This is a genomic window from Bacillus sp. BPN334 (genome assembly GCF_008368885.1).
GTDB classification, from domain to species: Bacteria; Bacillota; Bacilli; order Bacillales; family Bacillaceae_G; genus Bacillus_A; species Bacillus_A wiedmannii.
In genome coordinates, this window is the sequence record NZ_QOZW01000012.1 from 513452 (window position 1) to 539769 (window position 26318).

Sequence of the window (26318 nt, forward strand, 5' to 3'; positions counted from 1 at the left end):
AAAATACTACCTCTCTATTATAAATGCTAATATAGAAAAAGCATGGAATTCGTTTAACGATTCCATGCCTTTCTACAGAAAATATATTAACGTACTCGATATTTATAAATACAATAACAGAAGTATAAAATAGAAATTACGGATACATAAACCCATAGTTCATATACGAATCCCTCTCCCCATACTCCCATAAAGTAAAAGAGTGAAGGCAACGTCAATGTTACCCATGATTGTACGAAGGCAATTCTTCCAAGATATTGATTGATATTCTTCTTTTGTGTATTTAATACAAAGAATAAATACCAAAGTAATGCCCACATAAACCACGTTAATGCATTAACAACATCGTGAAATTGAACAAATGAAACAACCATATAGAATAAAGCTATAATTGCTACCCAAATACAAAACCAACCTAAACCGCTACTATCCATTCCTTTTATAAAGGTAACACCTACATATAAATAGGTTAATCCAAATAAGAAAGTAGCTGCATATGAATACACTGTCCAATTGCTTTGGTCAGAAATCATGATCAAATAGAACGGAATAATAATTTGTAGTGCACCCACAAATAAATTAAAAACACCCGCACTTTTCATCTCTGCTTTCCCTAATATAACAAGACTATTTAAAAATAAAGCTGCACCCGAAAGTAATAATCCTACGTACCCCATATATCCTCATGTGAAAACCTTACATTTTCACACTGTACCCTCCCCGTCTTGTAAAAATTATATTATTCCTTATTCTCCTTCTTACTTACAACTACATACAAAGTTTTTTTGAAAACAAGTCAGACTTCCTACCTTAAAAAACAATAAAAAAAACCTTTTCATACATGTCATACAGTAATGATGTCAATCGAAATGTATCATATAATAAAAACGCTTTCAATAATACACAACTTAATTAAAAGCTAATAGGATTATTTGATTATAAACGCACTTTAACAATGATACAAGTATTAGAATACTCTTCCATATTACATTTTTTATTTCTATGAAAAGTTGATATAATAATGCATTTTCCCTATCTCCTTCTATCAATGATCTGCATAGAATGTTGTACAATCATATTAAATTAGAAAGGTCTGATATTTATGCCTCTTCATTATCCAAACCAATCTGTTATTCATTCAACAGGTGTATTAACAAGAGAGCCTGCAACAGTTTCAGCAGTAATAAATATTGTAAATTTAGATGCATATTACGCACACTATGTAAATATAGAAGTGTGGGATTGGTCTAACTATTCTAATCCTGTAAAATTACCTGTGCTCATTGGTGAAGATACAGTGGTAGAATTCCCATACCTTTTACAAGGTAACAACCTAGCAGTATTTTATGCTAATTTAGATGAAGCTATTAATTTGTATGAAATTCGTATTTCTTACCCCCCTCACTCCAATATTATTGCAAATTGTTTCGGAAGAAGCTTGCCGCCTTATACAAGCCAAGAAGGTAATACTGTATATCATAAACAACTTGTTCGCATTCATTAAGAGTTCTTTCCTCTATAGAACCAGTTGCTATTCAAATGCTATGGTCAGTAATATTTTATTACATTCGCTTTCCTAAATTGAACATATTACTGACCTCAAGCAACATAATAAAGAATACAATTTATTATATACATAACATATCCTACAAAATAATAAGAGAATGCTTTACTAACTACCTTAAATCATTTGATAGCCATTTTTATTATTTACCTGCCATCTCCAAGAATCTACACACATCTCTTCTAACCCATATTCCGCTTCCCATCCTAATTCTCGTTTCGCTTTAGATACATCAGCAAAACATACTGCTACATCACCAGGACGACGCCCTATCACTTTATAAGGTATTTTTTTACCTGAAACCTCCTCAAAAGCCTTTATCATCTCCAACACACTATACCCTTTACCTGTGCCAAGATTATATGCCTCTATTCCTTTCGTCTCAAGTACTTTCTCAAGTGCCTTTACATGTCCTTTTGCAAGGTCAACAACGTGAATATAATCACGGACACCTGTCCCGTCTTTTGTTGGATAATCGTTTCCGAATATATTTAGTTCCTTTAACTTACCTACCGCCACCTGCGTTACATATGGCATTAAATTATTCGGAATCCCATTTGGATCTTCTCCAATACGACCACTTTTATGTGCTCCGAAGGGATTGAAATAACGGAGTAACGCAATACTCCATTCATCATCAGCTTTTGCTACATCACGCATAATCTGCTCAATCATTAGTTTTGTTTGCCCATACGGGTTTGTCACACTCAGCGGAAATTCTTCTGTAATCGGTGATGTTTTTGGAATTCCATATACAGTTGCAGATGAACTAAAAATAAATTTTTTAACATTATGTTTCTGCATCACATCACATAGTATGATTGTACTTATTATATTATTATAATAATACGTAAGTGGAATTGTAGTAGATTCCCCCACTGCTTTAAATCCAGCAAAATGTATAACCGCTTCAATGTTATTTTCCAAAAAAATCTCATTCATTTTTTCACGATTTAAAACACTTTCTTTATAAAATTCAAATTGTTTTCCTGTTATTTCTTTTACTCGATTTAAGGACTCGATTGAACTATTTGAAAGATTATCTACGACTATAATTTTATAATTATTATTTAATAATTCTATACACGTATGACTACCAATATATCCTGCTCCACCTGTTATAAGTATCGCCATATATAGTCCCCCACTTATTATTAATTATAAAATTTTATAACCTAAATACACATCTATCCTACCACAAAAGACTGATAATTTAGAATATTTATTTCAAATTATTATTTATATAAAAAAGAGCTGCATAACTTTTAAGTTATGCAGCTCTTCAACATACGTATGTGTTTATATCTTTTTTATTAATCAAGAAAAATAATAATCACTCGAAAATTTCATATTGTTAAATTACGTAGCAATATACACTTAAAAAGTGGGCAAGGCTTCCCAATAACACGAAAACGTGAAAAATTTCATGATGCCCCATATGTTTAAACTCTAACCACTTTGGCTTTGTTCCATAAATAAATCCACCGATTGTATAAAGAATGCCTCCAAGCACTAGAAGCACGATACCTCCTGCACTTAAGTTAGCAGCTAACGGTGCAAAGAACAGAACAATTAACCAGCCCATTGTAATATAAATTGCTGTTGATAACCATCTCGGGCAACTAAACCAAAACATTTTAAAAACAATACCACAAATGGCAGTTGCATAAACTAAACAAAATAATAATAAACCGTTTGCGGAATGTAATGTAATTAAACAAAATGGTGCATATGTACCTGCAATCAATATAAAAATCATAGAGTGATCAAGCTTCCGAAAGAAATAAATAACACGTTCACTGGCTACAACACTATGATATACAGCTGATGCTGTATACAGAACCATCATTCCGATGCCAAACAAAATAACAGCTGTAATTGCCGCAAAAGATGGCATCTTAATAGAAACTTTTACAAGCATAGCTAATAATGCAATAAATGATAATACAGCTCCTCCCAAGTGGGTAAAAGCATTAACCGGTTCTCTTACATAAGCATTCATATATACACCCCTCATATAATTACATGTAGTTTTTATAACTACATGTAATTATATACGCATTATTATTAGAGGTCAACATTTACAATTCATTTGTTTCGTAATACCATATTTAGAGATAAACTAAACATTATGCTCCACTAAGTTATAAAAGTGAGGGGTTCTACGTGGAAAATATAAATAAATTGCTTGAAACATTACATTTAGAAAAAAACATTACGCTTGAGGATATTCCAAATGTCGATTTGTATGTAGACCAGGTTGTCCAATTATTTGAAAATACTTATGCGGATACAACAAGAACCGATGATGAAAAAGTATTAACAAAAACAATGATTAACAATTACGCAAAAGGAAAACTGTTTATTCCAATCAAAAATAAAAAATACTCAAAAGAACATATGATTTTAATCAGCTTAATTTATCAATTAAAAGGAGCCCTTTCCATTAATGACATAAAAAGCTCCTTAGAAAATATAAATGAATCCTTATTAAACGATGATTCATTCGAATTAAATATACTATATAAAGATTATCTTTCTCTTACCGAAAACAACGTCGAAAGCTTTACACAAGACGTAAATAACCGTGTTTCAGAAGTAAGTGAAATTTCTTCCTTAGAAGATCCGAATCTAGAGAAATTTTTATTACTAACATCATTTGTGTCAATGAGTAATATGTATAGACGCTTAGCTGAGAAGTTGATTGATGATTTAAAAGAATCTTAAATAAAAAAACTATCCACCTGTTAAAGTGGATAGTTTTTTTGTTTACTTAATTGCCTCATGAACTTTTAATTGTTTACCTTTTATCGTTGTATTTCTCATAACCTTTAAAACAAGTGGTCCTTTTCCGTTTAATATTTCAACATACGAAACATTATCTTGTATTGTAATAATACCTATATCATCAGCAGAAACACCTTGAATTTTAGCAATTGTACCAACGAAATCTACCGCCCTAATTTTCTTTTTCTTTCCGCCATTAAAGTACAATTTCATAATTCCTTTGTTTAGGTCTGCATTTTTATCTTTCTTTATAATTGGTTTAGCATATATTTTTTCTTCAAATACTGCTTTCACTTTTATAACTTCTTCTTTTGAAGGTGCCAGTTCCTTTGGGATTTCAAATCCGATATATTCCTCAATCTCTTCTAAAAATCTATTTTCATAAGGCGTTATAAATGTAATAGCTTTTCCATTATTACCAGCTCGTCCCGTCCTTCCAGTACGGTGTACATAGCTTTCTTTTTCTAATGGAATATCGTAATTAATAACATGTGTAATATTATCAATATCAATTCCTCTCGCAGCTACATCAGTTGCTACTAAATAACGGAACTTTCCTTTTCTAAAATCATCCATAACTTCAAAACGATCTTCCTGCACCATACCACCGTGTATTTTGTCACAAGGATAATTAACTCGTTTTAGCTGTCTATATACATGGTCTACGTTTTCTTGTGTACGACAAAAAATAATGCAACTGTCTGGATTTTCAATCATAGTTACATCCCTAAGAAGTGAAAGCTTCTCTTCTTCCCTTACTTCAAAAAGGGTATGTTCAATTTTATCTGTTGTAATCCCAGCTGCTTTAATTTCAATATGAGTTGGTGCATTCATATATGTACGGGATAACTTTTCAACATCTTCCGGTAGGGTTGCTGAAAATAGCATTGTCATTCTTTTTGTAGGTAATTCATCAATAATGGCCTCTACTTGATCGATAAAGCCCATATTTAGCATTTCATCTGCTTCATCAATCACTAAATATTTCAATCGATCTAAAGAAAGGGTCCCTTTTTCAATATGATCCAACACACGTCCTGGGGTCCCCACTACAATATGCGTCTTTTGCTTTAACTCTAATTTTTGACGTGCAAATGGAGATTTACCATAAATTGCAGCAGCTTTAATTCTTTTGAATCGCCCTATATTCGTAATATCTTCTTTCACTTGAACAGCAAGTTCCCTCGTTGGTGTTAAAACTAATGCTTGTGGTTTATTCTCTTCCCACTCTACCATTTCACAAAGTGGTATTCCGAACGAAGCCGTTTTTCCACTTCCCGTTTGCGACTTTACAACAAGATCCTTCTTTTGCAATGCAACTGGAATAACCTCTCCTTGCACTTCTGTCGGATGCTCATATCCTAAACCAGTAAGTGCTCGTCTTACTTCTTTACTTAATGCATAATTACTAAAGCTTTTTTCACTCATATATTAACCTCATTTGATTTTATATTTAAACTATTATGTTCTTCATACCTCACTTTAGACTATAGTAAGATACTATATTAATCCACTGTTTTCAATTCGTTTCAACCTAAATTTATCTAAGTATAATTTTAAAATAGGAAAGGGCAGCCTTAATAATAAGTCTGCCCTATCTATACTATATTCATTTTTACGGAACCAATTTTTTCACGACTGGTATTCTTTGTAATACTAACGTAATTACCAGACTAAGAACAATTGCAATCGTTACATTAATAGGTATTGCCAATATTGCATGTACACGTTCATTTACTTTTGGGAAAACCATGTACAACAAGTTATTTAATAAGAAGAAGTGAAGAATATAGATTCCAAGGCTTGCTTGATTTATAAAACGGAATAACAATGGTAATTCTCGTTCTGATTTTTGGAAAGCATATTTGAAAAATATAAATAATCCAATCGCCATCAATACAACACCTGGCGCAAAATATCCGTACCAAAACTGGTCTAACTGTCCATTTGCTTTTACTGTATAGTAATATGTAATAAAGAATGTGCTAATAAATCCTACAAGTCCTCCAATATAAGAGATATTTCTCCATTTTTTCGAAATATCGTAATTGGATAAATAATAACCAAGTAAGAAATACCCTACATAGTTTGTAACGTAAAATAATTCAATATTAAAGTTGATAGGATAATAATATTTCGCTAAATTGACTACTACAGATGCATATATCCATAAAATTAAAAAGTATTCTATCTCTCTTTTTTTAGCATTCTTCACAAAGATTTTCAGTAGCGGGGTAATTAAATATATCCCTACAATCATGTATAAGAACCATAAATGTCCCCCAATAGTATCCGTTAAAAAGTGCTTTATTCCTTGCTTTAAAGATGCCGGGAAATATCCTGCATATGCTCCATATGCATAAAATATAGCGCTCCAAGCTACAAAAGGTATAATTACTTTACTTGCACGCTTCTGTAAAAATTCCCCGACTGAAATATCTTTTGTCCCCTTTAACAATAACGCTCCACTAATCATTACAAAAATCGGAACACTCGCACGTGAAATCGATTCAAACAAGTTACCAGCCATCCAGCGTGATACGTTATTTGCATCTAACATAGAAACATAACCAGCAGAAACGTGAATTGTAACCACTGCGATTGTTGCTAATACACGCAACCAATCCATATATACTAAGCGCTTCATTAGCACCCCTCCTAAATTTACCTCTTTAACTTTTATTTCCCAAACATAATTTTACATCAAATAATACTATGTTTAAACACATTTTAATTACATGAACTTACAACATACGTAGTTAAACCTTAATTTTTAAATATAAACATGAAAACCTTTGACTTATGAGTGAAAATAATGTAAATTATCTTTTGGACGAACATTTTTAAACAAAACAAATAAAATATTCGTATTTTAGGGGTGTAAATGATGGAAAACGTATTCGACTATGAAGATATTCAATTAATTCCTGCAAAATGTATTGTAAACAGCCGCTCTGAATGTGATACAACTGTCACTTTAGGTAAACATAAATTTAAATTACCTGTCGTACCTGCGAATATGCAAACGATTATTGATGAAAGAATTGCAACTTATTTAGCTGAAAACAATTACTTCTATATCATGCATCGTTTCCAACCAGAGAAACGTATCTCATTCATTAGAGATATGCAATCACGTGGATTAATCGCTTCTATTAGCGTTGGTGTAAAAGAGGACGAGTATGAATTCGTACAACAATTAGCTGCTGAGCAACTTACACCTGAATACATCACGATTGATATTGCACACGGACATTCTAATGCTGTAATCAACATGATTCAACATATTAAAAAGCATTTACCAGAAAGCTTCGTTATCGCTGGAAACGTTGGAACTCCAGAAGCGGTAAGAGAATTAGAAAACGCTGGTGCTGACGCAACAAAAGTCGGTATTGGACCTGGTAAAGTTTGTATTACTAAAATTAAAACAGGCTTTGGAACTGGCGGTTGGCAACTAGCTGCACTTCGCTGGTGTGCAAAAGCTGCAAGTAAGCCAATTATCGCTGACGGTGGTATTCGTACACACGGCGACGTAGCTAAATCTATTCGATTTGGAGCGACTATGGTTATGATCGGTTCTCTATTTGCTGGTCATGAAGAGTCTCCAGGGGAAACAATCGAAAAAGACGGCAAACTTTATAAAGAGTACTTCGGTTCAGCTTCTGAATTCCAAAAAGGCGAGAAGAAAAACGTTGAAGGTAAGAAAATGTTCGTTGAGCATAAAGGTTCTTTAGAAGACACTTTAATCGAAATGGAACAAGATCTTCAATCTTCTATCTCTTACGCTGGTGGAACAAAATTAGACTCAATTCGTACTGTAGATTATGTAGTCGTGAAAAACTCTATTTTCAACGGTGATAAAGTATATTAATTTTTAAATTTAACTCGAAGGACAAGCGTTTTTATGCTTGTCCTTCTTTTTCATGTATAAAAATGTAAAATATTTTCATTTTACTGAATTTTCTAGTATCATGTTTTTAGATACTTATAATAAGGGGGATATAACAAATGAAACACGTAATTGAGAAACGCCATATTCGCGCAGAAGTCCCTACTGAACTAACATGGGACCTCTCTGATTTATTCGAATCTGATAAAGATTGGGAAACTGCATCACGTGTATTAACAAACGATATAAAAAAACTGGATGCGTTTAAAGGACAATTACATACTAGCGCCACTACCTTCTTACATTGCCTACTTTTAGAAGAAGAGCTTTTAATGGCGTTAACAAAACTATACTCCTATGCAAATTTAAAAGAATCCACTGATCGTACAAATCCAATTATTCAAGCGAACTCTTCCAAAATTGCTGCTTTATGGACGAAAGTACATACCGCACTGTCCTTTATCCATAATGAAATCCTCTCATTCGACGAAGGAACAATTGAAAAATATTTAGCTGAAGAAACAAAACTCGAACCTTTCCGTAAATCATTACTAGACATACTACAAAAAAGGCCGCACACGCTCTCTCCTGAAACAGAAGAAGCTCTTGCTGCACTTGGCGAAGTACATAGTTCCCCATACAAAATTTACGGTATGACTAAATTAGCCGATATGGATTTTACCTCCATACAAGACGAAAAAGGAAATGAACTCCCTGTATCATTTTCATTATTTGAAAGCAAATATGAGTTCTCTCCAAGCGTAGACATACGCAGAAAAGCATACTCATCATTTGTTTCCACCTTAAAGCGATATAAAAATACAATGGCAACAACATATGCTACTGAAGTAAAAAAACAAGTAACCCTCTCTCGTTTACGCAAATTTGAATCTGTTACTCATATGCTTTTAGAACCTCAACAAGTTCCACTTGAAATGTATAACAATCAACTTGATATTATTTATAAAGAATTAGCGCCTCATATGCGCCGTTTTGCAGGTTTAAAAAAGAAAGTATTAGGACTCGATCAAATGCTGTTCTGCGACTTACATGCACCTTTAGATCCCGAATTTAATCCAACCATCACATACAAGGAGGCTGGTAAATTAATCCAATATTCTTTAAAGGTATTAGGCGATGAATATAGTTCCATTATCCAAAAAGGATTCCAAGAAAGATGGGTTGATCTTGCAGATAACGTAGGAAAATCAACCGGAGCATTTTGTTCAAGCCCATATGGTTCTCATCCATACATTTTAATTACATGGCAAAATACGATGCGTGGATGCTTCACATTAGCCCATGAATTTGGGCATGCTGGTCATTTTTATTTAGCAAATAAAAACCAGCGTATTATGAATGTACGTCCATCTATGTACTTTGTTGAAGCGCCATCTACCATGAATGAATTACTATTAGCCCAGCATTTATTAGCGACTACTGACGATAAGAGAATGCGCAGATGGGTGATTCTGCAACTACTTGGCACATATTATCATAACTTTGTTACTCACTTACTTGAGGGAGAATATCAAAGAAGAGTATATACGCTAGCAGAAGAAGGAGAAGCACTTACAGCTACAACTTTAACTGAAATAAAAACAGATGTACTTTCGACATTCTGGGGAAATTCGGTAGAAATTGACGAAGATGCTGGCTTAACTTGGATGCGTCAACCTCATTACTATATGGGCTTATATTCTTACACCTATTCCGCAGGCCTCACTGCATCTACTGCGGTAGCTCAAATGATTAAAGAGGAAGGACAACCTGCCGTTGATCGCTGGTTAGATGTACTTCGCGCTGGTGGTACGATGAAACCACTTGAATTAATGAAACATGCCGGAGTCGATATGTCAAAACCAGATGCAATACGTAAAGCTGTTTCTTACGTCGGTTCCTTAATTGATGAATTGGAACGTTCTTATCAAGAATAAAAAATAAGCCCTCGCTTTATGAGGGCTTGTTTCATATTTATTTTCCAAATCTTTTACGGTATCCACATTTCCTACATAGCTCTTCGACTGCAACTCTTTTAGAAAATCCATCGACAATGTTTGTTGCTCTTTCACCTTCTATAATGTTAGAAAATGAGTCATTATTAATATTCCCAAGGTTAATAATCCCTTCACCATCTAAACAACAAGGAATAACCGTTCCGTTCGCTAAAATACCTGCTTGATTTCGAAGACCATGACAGAATCCTTTTCCGTCATCCTCTTCTTCATGTAATGCCGGCCACTGGAATTCATAGTCTTGATTAATAAAGACACGTTCCGCAATTTTTATACCTTTTCCTGGTGTAAGCTTCTCTTCGATTTGATAAGATAGACCAAACTCATTTTCAATGATAGATAATAAATCTCTATTTTTCTGGATTTCAGCATTCGTTTTATTATCCTGAGTTAAATTCCATAATCTAAGTGAAACAATTAAATCCGATTGACTTGTCGCCTCTCTAATAAAGGAAAGTATACTTCTTACATAACCTTCTTTATCTTGCGAACCTGGATGTCCATCAAAACTGTGCAATGAAAAATTCATTTGTCTTAACGCAGGTTTATTTAACAGTCTATGCCTTCTCTTATTAATTAACGTTCCGTTCGTTGTAATATTAACTTTAAACCCTTTTTCATGGCTTAAATCTAACAATTGATCTATTTTTGGATGGAGCAATGGCTCACCCTTCACGTGCAAATAAATGTAGTCTGTGTGAGGTTTAATTTGGTCTAATCTTTTCGCAAAATCCTCCACAGAAATGAACTGCTTCTGCCTTTCCGTCGGCGGACAAAAGCTGCACGCAAGATTACATACACTCGTAATCTCCAAGTAAAACTTTTTAAACTTCTTCACCTTTAATTCCTCACTTCTATGACTACTTATACTTTTTTCCTCTTCATATTACATCACACTTTTTTAGAAATAGAAACATACTTATTTTAGGAAACCTTCGTACTACCTATTAATGTTTAAAAGACCATCGGTGGTTTTTGTCCAATGGTCTTTTTTACTCTTTTTAAATACAAAAAGTAATTTTATTTATGATACGGTTCCCCACGATTAATACGAAATGCTCTATACACTTGCTCAAGCAATACTAATCGCATTAATTGGTGTGGTAATGTCATCTTTGAAAAAGAAAGAGATTCATTTGAACGCTTCATTACTTCTGAACTTAGTCCAAGTGATCCTCCAATTACAAAAGCAACTTTACTCTTTCCATATGTAGCAAGACGATCTAAGCTTACTGCAAATTCTTCTGATGATTTTTGTTTTCCTTCTATTGCTAACGCAATGACATGCGTATCGTCAGAAATTTTATCCAGTATACGTATACCTTCTTTTTCTTTTACAATTAACATTTCTGCTTCACTTAAATTTTCTGGCGCCTTTTCATCTGGCAATTCAATTACTTCTACTTTTGCGTATGCAGATAATCGTTTTAAGTATTCTGCTATACCTTGTTTTAAATATTTTTCTTTTAATTTCCCAATTGAAATAATCGAGATATTCACACTCATTCCCCACCTTACAAACATGTTATCCACATAACTTATCCACATATCCACAATTGTTACCCACATATTGTGTGAGAATCTGTGTTCGATACAACATATGTCGCCTCGTTTTGACAAAATTCACATGTTTTTTTCTCTTTTTCCGAGTTATCCACATTGTTGATAACTGGTGCAACTTCACACTCATCCACAATAATATCTAAAGCCAATTCAACATGTTCTAAACAACAAGGTAAATTCATATTCTTCACCTCACTTTTCTACAATAGAAAACAGGAGGTAGGCCCTCCTGTTTTTAATACTTTTGAATGCCTAGTTTAACCGTTGTTGTTGCTCGTTTTGTACCACGATAAAACGTAAGAGTCATTTTATCATTAATTTTTTTATCATATAAGGCCGTACGGAATCCGATAATATCGCGAACCGGTTTTCCATCTACTGCTACAATCACATCGTGTTCTCGTAAACCAGCATCTATACCTGGCGAAGGACTTTTCACATCTAAAATGCAAACTCCCTCTGTTACATTACCTGGTAAATGCAATGTTTTTGACCAATGATAGTTTGGAATCTCATTTAACGATCTAAGTTCAATTCCAACATACGGTCTCCTTACTTTTCCATACTTCTCTAATTCATTCATAATTGGAACAGCTCTAGTAACTGGAATAGCTAGTCCAATTCCTTCTACTTCTTTTGCTGCAATTTTCATTGAGTTAATGCCAATTAATTGGCCTGCGGCATTTACAAGCGCACCACCACTATTACCTGGATTAATTGCTGCGTCTGTTTGCAATACTTCTACTTGCCAATCGTAATGTCCATCTTGATCCAAATCTACAGGAACAATACGTTCCTTAGCCGAAATAATGCCTTGTGTGACAGTTCCAGAAAATTGCAGCCCGAGTGGGTTTCCAATCGCAATGACCGGTTCTCCTCTACGAACAGTATTAGAGTCGCCAATCTCAATTATTTTTTTCACATGCTTTGCATCTATTTCTAGTACAGCTAAATCTGTGACTACATCGGTTCCTAATACTTTCCCAGGAACCTTCTTACCGTCACTTAAACTTACTTCAATACGATTTGCTCCAGCAACAACATGATTATTCGTTACGATATAAGCTTGGCCATCTGTCTTTTTATAAATTACACCCGATCCTGTACCAGCTTCTGAATCTGCCTCTGAAAAATTATCTCGTTGAATATTAATAACACCAACAACAGCTTCAGACGCACGATCAACAGCATCAACGAAGCTAATCTGTTTAATTCCTTGAGCTTCGGCCATATTACTTCCACTTGCTTCAGCTTGTGGAAGCGCGCCCGCATCATTCGCAAATAAAGGAGCTCCAAATGCAAATAACGAAGCTCCTACAATTGTTCCTGCTATACTAGAAATAACAATACCTTTATGCTTCTTTTTTCTTGCACGTTTCATACGGTAATTTTCTTCATCAATAAAGGACATATTTGTTCACCTATCTTCCTGAAAACAACTATATTCACCTTTATTGTTTACTAAAATGAAGAATTATACGTATTGAATTTTTGTAGGCATTTTCGGATCTGTGTCGTGAATTTCAAAAGCTTCTCCCACTCCAAATCCTTTTTCCTCTAGTACTTGTGATACTGACATACGTGCTAGTTCTTTCATGTTATTATCTAAACTTAAATGGGCTAAATAAATATGTTTTGTCTCATCTGTAATTACATCCGCCATTGCTAATGCAGCGTCCTCATTACAAACGTGCCCTACATCACTTAAAATACGTCGCTTAATACTCCATGGATAACGTCCCATACGAAGCATTTCCACGTCATGATTACTTTCAAACACGAAAGCATTAGCCCCCTTAATAACACCTTTCATACGGTCACTCACGTATCCCGTATCTGTAATAAGGGCTAACTTTCTATTATTGTTGTGAAAAGCATAGAACATCGGCTCTGCCGCATCATGAGAAACCCCAAATGACTCGACCTCAATATCACCGAATGTTTTCACATCCCCAACTGAGAAAATGAACTTTTGCTCAGTTGGGATATTTCCTATTAAGTGTTCCATTGCATTCCATGTTTTCTCATTTGCATAAACAGGCAAATCATATTTACGTGCCAATACACCTAATCCTTTAATATGATCACTATGTTCATGTGTTACAAGAATACCCGATACATCATTTATATTTAGTTCTGCCTGTTTAAATAAAGCCTCTGTTGCTTTACCACTTAAACCTGCATCGACGAGTAATTTCTTCTCATCTGTTCCTACATATAGCATATTTCCTGTACTTCCACTTGCAAGTACGCTAAAATGCAACCCCATTCTTTCTCACTCCAGTATGTTCATCAACCACTTGATTTTCCCTTTCCCCTAATTCCATAACTTGTCCTTCAATTGCATTTACAAAGAAGTCCTGCTTCTGCTCCGTTTTTAAGTTCCATGTTGGAGCAAGTACTTGGTTATTAGAAGTAGATGCGGTAAGGTTGGCATAACCAATTTGTGCTTCTTTTACATGTGTATTCCCATGAACTTTATTTTTTAAATACAGATTTTCTAAAGCCGTTTGGGCAGTAATAATTTCTTGCTGTTTCGTTTTTTCACTTTCGCCCATTTCTTTTAAATCAGTTAGCATCGTCTGCGTGTACGACACCAGTTCATTTTTTTCATTTAATTCCACAACAATCATTGCCTGATCGTTATAGAAAATAGGCTTATCTTTATATTTTTGGAAGAAGTAAATTTTAGAGTCTTTCATCGCTCCAAACTCATACTTTTGTCCATCCAATACATAGTTCTTTAAAAAATCACTATACTTATCTTTGGATAATGATTTTGTATTTAAAAAGGGCTCTTTTAGCTTACTTTCTATCTTGTACATATTTTGTATATGCGCCGTTTGACTCTTTAAAGACTGTACATCTTCTTCTTTAAATGCCTTATTTTCCGCCCTAATAAATGCCTCTTTTTTCGGTTCTTTAGGGAAATTACCCATAGTAATTTTGTTTGCTTTTAATTCTTGATCTATCTTTGTTTCTGCAATAAGCTCCAATTGATTACTATCTTGCTTTTGAATGAATTGAAAAATGAGAAAGAGGTCCAAAACAAAAAAGGTCACAATAAATATGGTTTTAATCCGATCCCAATCCATTTAGTCCTCCCTCACTCCACTCATATATTTTTTGTTTACCAGCTTCATCTTCAACAAACTTTACATACCAAATTGGCTGTAGTCGAGCTACTTGCCCATCTAGTGATAATTTGTATCCAATACCAATGTCTTTAATAAATCTTTTATCTACCGCGGCATTATTTTCTAAAGATGCTATTACAACGTGACCTGATGGAAGAGTAACCTTCTGTTCTATACCTTTCGTATTTAAAGACAACAATGGTCTTTCATATTCCATTACTTCTTCTGATCCCCATACTTGTCTCAATTCAGCTAATCCATCTGTATTAAATACGGAATATCCATCTTCATGTAAACGAAATACGGTCTGTCCCTTATTCATATAGTCCAAACGATATGAATCCAAACTCCCGCTGTGGCCATTTACAAAATCAAAGCTTTTTTGTAAAAGCATTAAATTATCTGGCGTTTTCTCATTTGAAACAGAAGAGTTTTTATACTTTAGCATATGATGATCATTTTCAATCTCCATAGACCTAATACCATCTGTAAATGTTTCTTTCGATTTCTCGGTAATAGGGCTTAAATAACGCGGGTCACTAAATAGAGCATTCTTAAATGTATCAACCGCTAAATTAGATGAAATATATGTTATATTACTTAATTCCGTCGTTCCATCTGATAAAAATATCTTTTTCGTATCATTAATTTGATAATCAAAATAAGGTTTCGCTGATACTATAAATTGATTTTGTGCGTTTACAATATCTTTTAAATACACACCACTTAATTTTGCTTCATATATTCTAGAGTTATCACCATCAGAAACAAAATTAACTTTAATTTCTTGATCCCTACTTCTAGAAGGGTCAAGAATAATTCGATTAAAATGTTTAGGCTTATCTATACTTTTTTCTTTCATATTAAACATAGATTTAACGGCATCAAATGGGATATTGGTAGGAAAAACAAGTTCAATTTTCCCTTCACCATGCACATAAGAAAGGAAATCAGCTTTAGCAATCGATATCTCTTTGAAACCATGTAATTCCCCTGCTTCCAAAGTTTTATAGATTGATTCTATATCTCCCTCTCTTTCACTCCCGTAATGATTTTTATCTTTATGCGCGATGATAGAAGTAGGGCGTACAACATCAGCAATTTTAGTTTGAGTAGTTCCTTCATTCCCCTGTACAAATTTTGCGTTTTGCATAGACGTGGAATCTGGCACATACGTCCATAAGTTAAAAGTAAGAAATAGGCTAATTACAACTAAATTAATTAAAACTATCGTTTTAACATTTTCCATGCTCATTCCCAATCGTCCTCTTCATCCGCTGCCATTGGCAATGTGAAATAAATAGTTGTCCCTTTTCCTTCCTCACTCTTCGCCCAAATTGAGCCACCATGTGCCTCAATCATTTCCTTCGCAATTGCTAATCCAAGTCCTGTACCACCCATTTGTCTTGAACGTGCTTTATCTACGCGATAAAAACGTTCAAAGATTTTATCGACGTTCTCTTTCGGAATACCCATTCCTTGGTCACTTACACTAATCTCTAATAATTCACCGCGATCACGTAAGCGATATGTTACTGTTCCACCTTCTGGTGAATACTTTAATGCATTCGAAATAATGTTATACAATACTTGCGTAATTTTATCCGTATCCATATCAATAAATCGAGATTTTTTAGAGAAAGATCGTTTGAAACTTACGTTTTGCTCTTTAGACATTTCAAAACGATCAATAATGTTATTAAAGAAGTCAGTAAAGTCGACCCATTCTTTCATTAAACGATGTTCTGTACTATCAAGTTTAGATAGTTGTAATAACGCATTTACAAGTCTAATCATTCTTTCTGTTTCTTCTTGTGTAACGGTTAAAAATTGCGGTGCAATATTCGGATCTTGCCACGCACCGTCCGTAAGTGCCTCTAAGTAACTGCGCATCGTTGTTAATGGCGTTCTTAATTCATGAGAAACGTTTGCCACAAACTCGCGGCGTTCCCTTTCTATACGCTCCTGCTCAGTTACATCATATAATACGGCAATCAAGCCATTTGCTTTCCCTGTCTCTTTTTGAATAACAGAGAAGCTAGCACGTAAAATATATGGCTCATTTCTCGTACTAAAATCTAATAAAACAGAATCAGGCTCTTCGTATAAATGATCGAGCGTAAATTCTTCTTGTATCCCTAATACTTCTAAAACAGATTGATCGAGCGCCGTTTCACGCGAAACATTTAGCATCTTTTCCGCAGGGTCATTTAATAAAATAATGTCCCCTTTTCGGTCAGTAGCAATGACTCCATCTGTCATATGTGATAGAACGGATGACAATTTACGTCTTTCACTCTCCGTTGAAGAACGAGCTTGTTGTAATTTTTTGGATAAATTATTGAAAGATAATGCTAATTGTCCAATTTCATCATGGCTATGCACTTTTACTTTTCTCGAATAGTTTCCTTTTGCCATTTCAATCGCTTGTCTTCGCATATCTGAGATTGGCCTCGTAATCGTTTGAGCTAACAAAATTCCAAGTACAGCCGTTACGAGTAATGCAATAACGGTTCCAGTCGCAAAAATTTGATTAATATCCTTCATCTGTTTATAAACATCTTCCATAGATGCAACAATGTAAATAGCACCAAGTGCATCTTTTCCGTTGTCATCTAGAATAGGAGTAAGCATAACTTGTACACGATGGCCTGTACGACCATCCTTCTCAATTTTTATTTCTGGCTTTTTTTGTACCAATACCCGCTGAACAGCTATATCAGTTGATGTTCTATTTACCTTGTTTTGCTTTGACTCATCTGAAATAGCAAGCAACTTTCTATTCGAATCAAATACACTTACCTCTTGGATATCTTTCTTTCGATCAGAGGCAAATTTTCGAATTGAAGTTTTAATCGTTTCATCTGTTGATTCTGTTTCTGCTTTTGTATGACTTTTTTTAAACTCTTGTTTCAAGTTATATGCTAATAAGTTCGTTTGCTGCGTTAAAGAATCTCTAAAGCCTTGTACAAGACTCTTTTCTAACTCCCTTACGAAATATACTCCAATAACTTGCATTGCTATTAATATTAATAGCATATATATGAGTACAAATTTTAAATGAATAGATTGAAAAAAACCAACTTTCTTCATATACTATTCCTGCTCTGGGTCACGCAAGTAATACCCTACTCCACGTCTAGTTACAATTAAAGTGGGATGACTTGGATTATCTTCAATTTTTTCACGTAAACGACGCACTGTTACATCCACTGTACGTACATCTCCAAAATAGTCATAACCCCAAACTGTTTGTAATAAATGCTCACGAGTCATAACTTGTCCTAAATGTTTGGCTAAATAATGTAGTAGCTCAAATTCACGATGTGTAAGTTCAATATTTTCCTCACGTTTCGTTACACTATACGCATTTGAATTGATAACGATTGGTCCAATAACCATTTCCGTATTTTCTTCTTTTTCTGCAGCACCACCTTGTTGATGGCGACGTAAATTCGCCTTCACACGAGCAAGTAATTCCCTCGTACTAAATGGCTTCGTTACATAATCATCTGCTCCAAGTTCAAGCCCTAATACTTTATCAATTTCAGAGTCCTTTGCTGTAAGCATAATAATCGGCATTTCCGAGCTTTTACGTATTTCACGGCAAACCTCTAAGCCATCCTTACCTGGTAGCATAATATCTAATAAAACCATATCTGGCTGCTCTTCATTCGCTTTTTCAATCGCTTCATCACCATCATGCGCCATTACAATTTCAAAACCTTCTTTTTCTAGGTTGAACTTCAAAATATCCGCAATCGGCTTTTCATCATCAACTACTAAAATTTTCTTTCCCATCATCGTCTATTTCCTCCTTATAAAGTGAAACTTTAATCGGGCATTTACGTGCAGTTGATCTCGCACCTAACTTCTTTACCTTCGTTGAATTTTGGGGTGGGTCTTACTGCCCGTTAATGCGGGGTAAAAATATGGTCAATATCCCTAAACACATTGATGTCTACATAGTATGTCCCTATATGGCCGCATCTTTTGCTTAAGTACTTTCTCCTCTATTCTCACAGACTCATGTATGATCCACTTTTACACGGAATCCTATACGATCTATAGAAAAACCTCTAGCTTCAACTGCTAGAGGCTTCTCATTCTATTTTAAAATAACTACTCACTTTTGTAAAATTACACAAATAAAAAGGATATTAAGTGGGCCCACTTAATATCCTGAGAGTGGCTCGGGACGGAATCGAACCGCCGACACGAGGATTTTCAGTCCTCTGCTCTACCGACTGAGCTACCGAGCCAAAACTATATATAAAACCACTAATGGTGGTATAAACAAAAGTGGCGGTCCCGACCGGGGTCGAACCGGCGATCTCCTGCGTGACAGGCAGGCATGTTAACCACTACACCACGGGACCAAAAATGAACATAAAAAAACATGACCCGTACGGGATTCGAACCCGTGTTACCGCCGTGAAAGGGCGGTGTCTTAACCACTTGACCAACGGGCCACGAAAAATAAAATGGTGAGCCATGAAGGATTCGAACCTTCGACCCTCTGATTAAAAGTCAGATGCTCTACCAACTGAGCTAATGGCTCATACTCACCAACGTCATATTTTCGTGACGACAAGATGTATCATAACATGTTTTATTTGTTTTTTGCAATACCTTTTTTTATTTTTTTATAAAAGATAAGAAAAAACTCATGCGGACATGAGTTTTTTCTCAAAAATATCAATTAAGCTTCGTATACGTTACGAACGATATTTGTTTGGTTACGATCTGGTCCAACTGAGAACATAGATAATTGAATTCCTGTTAAATCAGAAACACGTTCTACGTATTTTCGTGCATTTTCAGGAAGCTCGTCTAATGATTTTACACCAGTAATATCTTCTGTCCAACCTGGAAGTTCTTCGTATACAGGCTCACATTTCGCTAAAATGTTTAAGTTTGCTGGAACTTCATCGATAACTTCGCCATTGTATTTGTAAGCAACGCAAATTTTAAGAGTCGGAATACCTGTTAGAACGTCGATAGAATTTAATGATAAATCTGTTAAACCACTAACACGACGTGCATGTCTTACAACAACGCTATCGAACCAGCCTACGCGGCGTGGACGACCAGTTGTCGTTCCGTACTCACGACCAACTTCACGAATTTGATGACCAATTTCATCATGAAGCTCCGTAGGGAACGGACCATCACCTACGCGGCTTGTATATGCTTTACACACACCTACAACGCGAGTAACTTTCGCAGGGCCAACTCCAGTTCCAACTGTTACACCACCAGCAATCGGGTTAGAAGATGTAACGAACGGATACGTACCGTGGTCGATATCAAGCATAACACCTTGTGCACCTTCAAATAATACACGGTGATTGTTATCTAGTGCATCATTTAGTACAACAGATGTATCACATACATATTGCGCGATTTGTTGTCCGTACTCGAAGTACTCTTCGAAGATTTCTTCTACACTGAAACCTTCTGTATCGTACATTTTTTCAAATAAACGATTTTTTTCTACTAAATTGCGCTCAAGCTTTTCTTTAAATGCTTCACGGTCTAAAAGATCAGCCATACGAATACCAATACGAGCAGCTTTATCCATATATGCAGGACCGATACCTTTTTTCGTTGTACCGATTTTGTTATCACCTTTACTTGCTTCTTCTAACTCATCTTGTTTTAAGTGATAAGGTAAAATAACGTGCGCACGGTTACTTACACGTAAATTATCAGTACTTACACCACGATCGTGTAAGTATTTTAACTCTTCAAGTAATGCTTTCGGATCTACTACTAAGCCATTTCCGATTACACAAACTTTCTCTTTATAGAAAATACCAGATGGAATTAAGTGTAATTTATATTTAACTCCGCCGAAAACAATTGTATGTCCCGCGTTATTTCCACCTTGATATCTTGCAACTACTTCCGCATGCTCAGAAAGAAAATCAGTGATTTTACCTTTTCCTTCGTCGCCCCATTGTGTTCCTACAACTACTACTGAAGACATTATTAAAGCACCTCCGCGATTTTCAAACGATCTATTCAAACAATATAATTGTACCAAAACCGAAAAAGAAGTCAACCAAAAAGCGAACATTTTTTTATTAAAAAACATTTTCGTTCGTAAGAATTATATTTTCACATTATGAAAGCCTTATCTTTCCTATAAAAAAAAAGAAACACATCTTATTATAAGAAATGCGTTTCTTTTTTATACTCTCTTTATGCAGGCGGCGCATGTCCATCCTCGAAGCGACGTTCTAAGTTAACGAACTTATTGAACTCTTTAACGAATGCGAGCTCTACTGAGCCTACGGGACCGTTACGCTGCTTTGCAATAATAATTTCAATCGTATTTTTATTTTCCGTTTCCCGGTCATAGTAATCTTCACGATATAAGAAAGCTACAATATCAGCATCCTGCTCGATACTTCCTGATTCACGAATGTCAGACATCATCGGACGTTTATCTTGACGAGATTCTACCCCACGAGATAACTGTGACAAGGCAATAACAGGCACTTGCAATTCACGCGCAATCCCTTTTAATGTACGAGAAATCTCAGATACTTCCTGCTGACGGTTTTCTCCTGATTTCCCGCTTCCTTGAATAAGCTGTAAATAGTCAATCAAAACCATCCCAAGACCTTGTTCTTGCTTTAATCTACGGCATTTCGCTCGAATCTCATTTACTTTAATCCCTGGTGTATCATCAATATAGATACCAGCATTAGAAAGGCTACCCATCGCCATTGTTAATTTTGCCCAATCATCAGAAGTTAATGAACCGGTACGCAGTCTTTGCGCATCAATATTCCCTTCTGCACAAAGCATACGCATAACAAGCTGATCAGAGCCCATCTCTAGACTAAAAATCGCTACATTTTCATCAGTTTTCGTCGCTACGTTTTGTGCGATATTTAATGAAAATGCGGTTTTCCCTACTGATGGACGTGCCGCTACGATAATTAAATCATTTCGCTGGAAACCTGCGGTCATCTTATCTAATTCTGTAAATCCAGTTGGTATCCCAGTAACTTCACCTTTTTGATTATGCAAAAGTTCAATTTTATCGTAAGCATCTACAAGAACATCTTTAATGTTTTGGAATGCTTTTGCATTCGTTTGGTGAGATACTTCTAATATTTTTTTCTCAGCCTCATTTAAAAGACCATCCACGTCATCTTCTCTCTCATACCCATCAGACACGATATGAGTTGCTGTTCGAATCAAACGACGTAATAGCGCTTTTTCAGCGATGATTCGTGCATAATATTCTACGTTAGCAGCGGTTGGAACAACTTCTGCTAATTCTGCTAAGTAAGAAACCCCACCAACTTCTTCTAATAATCCTTGATCAGCCATTGCTGACGTCATTATTACTAAGTCAATCGGCTCTCCTTTATCAGATAACCCAAGCATGACTTCAAAAATCTTTTGATGTTTCGTTCGATAAAATGAGTCAGGTACCAATAGTTCCGATGCTGATGTTAACGCATCTTGATCAATTAATATGGCCCCTAAAACCGCCTGCTCAGCCTCTATATTATGTGGAGGGGTACGATCAGCCATTACATCACTCATACGCAATCCTCCTTGCTTAACTTATTTTTATTGTTCACTAACATGAACTTTTACTGTTGCAGTTACTTGCGGATGCAACTTCACAGTAACGTTTGTATAGCCTAATGCACGAATCGCATCATCCATTTCAAATTTACGTTTATCAAGTTTAATTTTATGTGATTTTTGCATTGCATCTACGATTTGTTTACTTGTGATTGAACCGAATAGACGGCCACCTTCTCCAGATTTCGCCTTTACTTCTACAGTTAGTTTCTCTAACGTTTCTTTCAACTCTTTTGCATTTTCAACCTCTGCTGCTGCATCTTTTTCTTCTTTTCGCTTTTGAGCTTCTAAAGTTTTCATACTGCTATTTGTCGCTTCAGCAGCTAATCCTTGTTTTAGTAAGAAGTTATTTGCATAGCCATCTGGTACGTTTTTTATTTCTCCTTTTTTCCCTTTACCTTTTACGTCTTTTAGAAAAATTACTTTCATGATTGTGTGCCTCCCTGTAAATAGTCATCAATAACAAATCGAAGCTTCTCCTCAGCTTCATCTACTGTAACATTTTTCATTTGTGTGGCTGCATTCGTTAAATGCCCACCACCGCCTAAATTTTCCATAATTAGTTGCACGTTCACTTCACCTAAAGACCTGCCGCTAATTCCAATGAAATTCTCGCCACGTTTTGCAATAACAAATGACGCAATAATTCCTGTCATTGTTAATAATGTGTCCGCTGATTGCGCAATAAGCACTTGATCGTAGTAATCATCACTATCAACTTTTGCAATCGCAATTCCATTTGTATAAATGTACGCATTTTTAATAGCTTTTGCAACCCGTAAATACTGATCCATATCTTCTTTTAAAAGCTCTTGTACAAGTACAGTATCTGCACCATGTGAGCGTAAATAAGAAGCGGCATCAAACGTACGAGCACCCGTCCGGAATGTAAAGCTTTTCGTATCAACAATAATACCTGCTAACAATGCCGTTGCTTCTAACATTGTCATTTTTAAATTTTTCGGTTGGTACTCAAGTAATTCTGTAACAAGTTCTGCCGTGGAGGAAGCGTATGGCTCCATGTAAACAAGCAATGGATCTTCAATAAAATCTTCTCCCCGGCGATGATGGTCAATAACAACTACATTTTCAATTTTGTGTAACAGTTTTTCTTCCATCACCATTGAAGGTTTATGCGTATCAACAACAACAAGTAATGAATCATCATTTGCAAATTCCATCGCTTGTCCTGGGGTAATAAAGTGAGACCATAACTCTTCGTTTTGTTTCACTTTATCCATCAAACGCTTAATTCCCTTATCAGAATCATTTTCATCTAACACAATATATCCTTTACGCTCATTTAATTGCGCTACCTTTAAAATACCAATCGCAGCACCAATTGCGTCCATATCAGGAGCCCTATGCCCCATTATAATGACATTACTACTTTCTAATACTAAATCCTTTAATGCATGCGAAATAACTCTGGCACGTACACGAGTACGTTTTTCAACTGGATTTGTCTTACCACCATAAAACTTAACTTTACCTGTCGCTTGTTTAATAGCTACTTGATCTCCACCACGGCCAAGCGCAAGGTCTAAACCGGACTGAGCCATTGCCCCAAGCTCTGATAAAGGTAAATCCCCTGATCCAACACCTACACTTAAGGTGAGTGGTATATTCCTTTTGGATGTTTCTTCACGCACCTGATCTAAAATGCTAAATTTCCCTTTCTCCATCTGTGCTAAAATACTCTCATTTAGTACAACGAAGAATCTTTCTGAAGATGCACGTTTTAAATATGCCCCATACTTAACGGCCCATTCATTTAATCGTGATGTTACAAGACTTGTTATATTCGTACGTAATTGATCATCTAACCCTTGTGTAACCTCATCATAATTATCTAAATAAATGACAGCCAAAACAGTGCGTTGATCCTCGTACATCTTTTCAATCTCTGTTTGTTCCGTTACATCAAAGAAATAAATTAACTTTTCTTCTTTCCTTACAAAAACGCGAAACTTTCGGTTATTTAAAGAGACTATATCATCGGAAGTTTCTCCCTTAATAAAAAGAAGTAACGTTTCTGATACATCATAAAGATGCCATCCAGCTAATGCATGCTGTCCTAGACATGAAGATAAATAAGGATTCGCCCAATCAATCCCATAATCCTTATTGTATAACAAAATACCAATCGGCATTTGGTTAAACGCCTCATTACTCACTTTCTTTACTCTTGTAATCATATCTGTCGTATACTTTTCGAAATTCCTTTGAAAAGTCAGTTCAAAGCGTATAACAACAAAAAGTACAATGCAAAAAGTAAAAAAGGTGGATATCCCCATAATTAAATGAAAATAACAGAGGATCGCAATGAGCACAAACACGAAAAATGCCAATACGTAAACAGGATATAAAAACCACTGTTTCTTATAAAATTCAGGCATGTATACAACTCCTATAAAGTAAAACTAACTCTGCTTCCAGTTAGTTAAACAAATTAAAATAGTATAAGGAATATTACTTTATCCTCCTATTTTAGAACGCAATGAAATCCCTAAATCAATTATACCTAAGATTGTCACAAGAGGAAACAGCATCGGAATAAACATGCAGACAATAAAACTAATAATAGGAACTCCTTTCGTAAAACCTTTGCTATGCGCTATAAAAGCGATAAATGTCAGACCTTGCAGTACTAGTAGTAAAGCAAATATGACATATAGGTTAGAAAATACCATATGTAAATATGATGTCGGTTCTACTTTTATAAAAGTTGATAGCAAAATAAATATAACGTAATACCAAACAATACTCTTTGGTAATTGTATATCTTTAAATTTAGGCCAAGGTATAACGTCATGCTTTAGTTTTCTCAAAACACTACCTGATATCATAACTGTAATCCAAGAAAAACATACCGAGACCATTACAAGCAAACTTGGGAATAACGTTTGTAACACATCATTAAATTGTGCAAATAATTCTTTTTGCTCTTTACTAATAGACATACCAGCAGTAGTGACTATTTTTTCACTTTGCGCCATACTTTCATTAAGCATATTTTGCATTTGCTTCATTAAATCTATGTTAAAAAACTTTATACTCGCAACATAAATGAGCATAATACCAATTAAGTACGCAAGCGTCCCCGCCATTAAAGTTTCTACCGGCTTTTTTCGTTTTTTATACATATATCCTAAAACGATACCTATCAATCCAAACATAGTTGTCTTTACTAGGTTCATCGGCTGACTGACAATAACAGTAATAAAAAGCGCCGCAGTAAAAACTATAAAGGCGTTAGATAATCTATATCTTATCGTTAGCAATATAAACGGCAATGGCAACGCAAACGTTACAACTGTACCTAAAATTGGAACATACATAGATATAAGCAATAACATTGCATATATAGCTAACAGCGCTGCACCCTCAGTAATAAATTTCGTATTCTTCATCATCTAACCTCTCTTTCAAAAAAAAGAAAAGCATAGCAAAATGCACAGTAGAGTCCGACTCTACTGTGCATTTCATACGCTATTATTCACCAACATATGGTAAAAGTGCCATTTGACGAGCACGTTTAATTGCAACTGTAAGTTTGCGTTGGTATTTTGCGCTTGTTCCTGTTACACGACGAGGTAAAATTTTACCACGCTCAGAAACGAAACGTTTTAATAAATCAACATCTTTATAGTCAATGCGAGTGATGCCGTTAGATGTGAAGAAACACACCTTACGACGTTTCGCACGTCCACCTTTGCGTCCTGCCATGTCTATTCCCTCCATTCTTT

24 protein-coding genes and 4 tRNA genes are annotated in these 26318 nt (G+C 35.2%); 4 read left to right on the forward strand and 24 right to left on the reverse strand.

The annotated features are described in order from the left end of the window. Positions 1 to 86 precede the first annotated feature (86 nt). A complete protein-coding gene (locus tag DN393_RS20320) occupies positions 87 to 677 on the reverse strand; it encodes an AmiS/UreI family transporter (RefSeq protein WP_000542569.1) in 591 nt (196 codons plus the stop codon). Between the two features lie 425 nt (positions 678 to 1102). On the opposite strand from DN393_RS20320, the gene DN393_RS20325 reads away from it, so the two are divergent. Beyond that, on the forward strand, positions 1103 to 1504 hold the full coding sequence (locus DN393_RS20325) for a hypothetical protein (protein ID WP_064476022.1): 402 nt from the start codon (positions 1103 to 1105) through the stop codon (positions 1502 to 1504). Between the two features lie 177 nt (positions 1505 to 1681). On the opposite strand, the gene galE is transcribed toward DN393_RS20325, so the two are convergent. Continuing rightward, positions 1682 to 2698, reverse strand: coding sequence for a UDP-glucose 4-epimerase GalE (gene galE, locus DN393_RS20330; RefSeq protein WP_064476021.1), 1017 nt, complete (start codon positions 2696 to 2698; stop codon positions 1682 to 1684). Positions 2699 to 2918: 220 nt separating this feature from the next. Continuing rightward, a complete protein-coding gene (gene trhA / locus DN393_RS20335) occupies positions 2919 to 3566 on the reverse strand; it encodes a PAQR family membrane homeostasis protein TrhA (protein WP_000995376.1) in 648 nt (215 codons plus the stop codon). Between the two features lie 164 nt (positions 3567 to 3730). Here trhA and DN393_RS20340 point away from each other — a divergent pair, with 164 nt between their 5' ends. Next, positions 3731 to 4291, forward strand: a complete 561-nt coding sequence (locus tag DN393_RS20340; RefSeq protein WP_064476020.1) for a DUF1836 domain-containing protein — start codon at positions 3731 to 3733, stop codon at positions 4289 to 4291. A 42-nt stretch (positions 4292 to 4333) separates the two neighbouring features. Here DN393_RS20340 and dbpA read toward each other — a convergent pair whose 3' ends face one another. Then, positions 4334 to 5779 (reverse strand): ATP-dependent RNA helicase DbpA, encoded by a 1446-nt coding sequence (gene dbpA, locus DN393_RS20345; RefSeq protein ID WP_149173804.1) that lies wholly within the window; start codon positions 5777 to 5779, stop codon positions 4334 to 4336. A 187-nt stretch (positions 5780 to 5966) separates the two neighbouring features. Beyond that, positions 5967 to 6998, reverse strand: coding sequence for an acyltransferase (locus DN393_RS20350; protein ID WP_064476018.1), 1032 nt, complete (start codon positions 6996 to 6998; stop codon positions 5967 to 5969). Between the two features lie 240 nt (positions 6999 to 7238). Between DN393_RS20350 and guaC the strand changes: the two genes are divergently transcribed. Then, the gene (guaC, locus tag DN393_RS20355; protein WP_000432444.1) at positions 7239 to 8222 is read left to right on the forward strand and encodes a GMP reductase; all 984 of its coding nucleotides are present in this window, start codon (positions 7239 to 7241) and stop codon (positions 8220 to 8222) included. A 137-nt stretch (positions 8223 to 8359) separates the two neighbouring features. Then, positions 8360 to 10177 carry an oligoendopeptidase F gene (gene pepF, locus DN393_RS20360; RefSeq protein ID WP_088047704.1) on the forward strand — a complete coding sequence of 606 codons (1818 nt, stop codon included), beginning with the start codon at positions 8360 to 8362 and terminating at the stop codon, positions 10175 to 10177. A 37-nt stretch (positions 10178 to 10214) separates the two neighbouring features. Here pepF and DN393_RS20365 read toward each other — a convergent pair whose 3' ends face one another. The 19 genes from DN393_RS20365 to rpsR form a co-directional block, all read right to left on the reverse strand. Further along, complete coding sequence (locus DN393_RS20365) at positions 10215 to 11093, reverse strand: radical SAM/SPASM domain-containing protein (RefSeq protein WP_000713629.1); 879 nt, start codon at positions 11091 to 11093, stop codon at positions 10215 to 10217. A 182-nt stretch (positions 11094 to 11275) separates the two neighbouring features. Continuing rightward, positions 11276 to 11755: a 23S rRNA (pseudouridine(1915)-N(3))-methyltransferase RlmH gene (gene rlmH / locus DN393_RS20370; protein WP_001027003.1), complete on the reverse strand. Its 480-nt coding sequence runs from the start codon at positions 11753 to 11755 to the stop codon at positions 11276 to 11278. A gap of 59 nt (positions 11756 to 11814) precedes the next feature. Next, positions 11815 to 12000 carry a CxxH/CxxC protein gene (locus tag DN393_RS20375; RefSeq protein ID WP_001052827.1) on the reverse strand — a complete coding sequence of 62 codons (186 nt, stop codon included), beginning with the start codon at positions 11998 to 12000 and terminating at the stop codon, positions 11815 to 11817. Positions 12001 to 12053: 53 nt separating this feature from the next. Beyond that, positions 12054 to 13229 (reverse strand): S1C family serine protease, encoded by a 1176-nt coding sequence (locus DN393_RS20380; protein WP_098103043.1) that lies wholly within the window; start codon positions 13227 to 13229, stop codon positions 12054 to 12056. Positions 13230 to 13292: 63 nt separating this feature from the next. Beyond that, positions 13293 to 14087, reverse strand: coding sequence for an MBL fold metallo-hydrolase (locus tag DN393_RS20385; RefSeq protein ID WP_000522836.1), 795 nt, complete (start codon positions 14085 to 14087; stop codon positions 13293 to 13295). Continuing rightward, the gene (locus tag DN393_RS20390; protein ID WP_098103042.1) at positions 14071 to 14913 is read right to left on the reverse strand and encodes a two-component system regulatory protein YycI; all 843 of its coding nucleotides are present in this window, start codon (positions 14911 to 14913) and stop codon (positions 14071 to 14073) included. The genes DN393_RS20385 and DN393_RS20390 overlap by 17 nt, the downstream gene beginning before the upstream one ends. Continuing rightward, on the reverse strand, positions 14894 to 16210 hold the full coding sequence (locus DN393_RS20395; protein ID WP_064475999.1) for a YycH family regulatory protein: 1317 nt from the start codon (positions 16208 to 16210) through the stop codon (positions 14894 to 14896). Before DN393_RS20395 ends, DN393_RS20390 begins: the two co-directional genes overlap by 20 nt. Beyond that, on the reverse strand, positions 16207 to 18048 hold the full coding sequence (walK, locus tag DN393_RS20400; RefSeq protein ID WP_064475998.1) for a cell wall metabolism sensor histidine kinase WalK: 1842 nt from the start codon (positions 18046 to 18048) through the stop codon (positions 16207 to 16209). The genes DN393_RS20395 and walK overlap by 4 nt, the downstream gene beginning before the upstream one ends. Positions 18049 to 18051: 3 nt before the next feature. Then, positions 18052 to 18759 carry a cell wall metabolism DNA-binding response regulator WalR gene (walR, locus tag DN393_RS20405; protein WP_000971866.1) on the reverse strand — a complete coding sequence of 236 codons (708 nt, stop codon included), beginning with the start codon at positions 18757 to 18759 and terminating at the stop codon, positions 18052 to 18054. 385 nt (positions 18760 to 19144) lie between these two features. Next, positions 19145 to 19217 (reverse strand) — tRNA-Phe (locus DN393_RS20410). A gap of 41 nt (positions 19218 to 19258) precedes the next feature. After that, a tRNA-Asp gene (locus tag DN393_RS20415) sits at positions 19259 to 19334 on the reverse strand. A gap of 21 nt (positions 19335 to 19355) precedes the next feature. After that, positions 19356 to 19427 (reverse strand) — tRNA-Glu (locus DN393_RS20420). Positions 19428 to 19440: 13 nt separating this feature from the next. Beyond that, positions 19441 to 19516 (reverse strand) — tRNA-Lys (locus DN393_RS20425). A gap of 141 nt (positions 19517 to 19657) precedes the next feature. Then, positions 19658 to 20947, reverse strand: coding sequence for an adenylosuccinate synthase (locus tag DN393_RS20430; protein WP_149173805.1), 1290 nt, complete (start codon positions 20945 to 20947; stop codon positions 19658 to 19660). Between the two features lie 215 nt (positions 20948 to 21162). Next, entirely contained in the window at positions 21163 to 22524 is a 1362-nt protein-coding gene (dnaB, locus tag DN393_RS20435; RefSeq protein WP_001286242.1) for a replicative DNA helicase, read from the reverse strand. A 27-nt stretch (positions 22525 to 22551) separates the two neighbouring features. After that, positions 22552 to 22998 carry a 50S ribosomal protein L9 gene (rplI, locus tag DN393_RS20440; protein ID WP_000864225.1) on the reverse strand — a complete coding sequence of 149 codons (447 nt, stop codon included), beginning with the start codon at positions 22996 to 22998 and terminating at the stop codon, positions 22552 to 22554. Continuing rightward, positions 22995 to 24968, reverse strand: coding sequence for a DHH family phosphoesterase (locus DN393_RS20445; protein ID WP_149173806.1), 1974 nt, complete (start codon positions 24966 to 24968; stop codon positions 22995 to 22997). The genes rplI and DN393_RS20445 overlap by 4 nt, the downstream gene beginning before the upstream one ends. 78 nt (positions 24969 to 25046) lie before the next feature. Beyond that, positions 25047 to 25982 (reverse strand): YybS family protein, encoded by a 936-nt coding sequence (locus tag DN393_RS20450; protein WP_064475176.1) that lies wholly within the window; start codon positions 25980 to 25982, stop codon positions 25047 to 25049. Between the two features lie 82 nt (positions 25983 to 26064). Next, positions 26065 to 26298 (reverse strand): 30S ribosomal protein S18, encoded by a 234-nt coding sequence (gene rpsR / locus DN393_RS20455; protein WP_000918874.1) that lies wholly within the window; start codon positions 26296 to 26298, stop codon positions 26065 to 26067. Positions 26299 to 26318 lie beyond the last annotated feature (20 nt).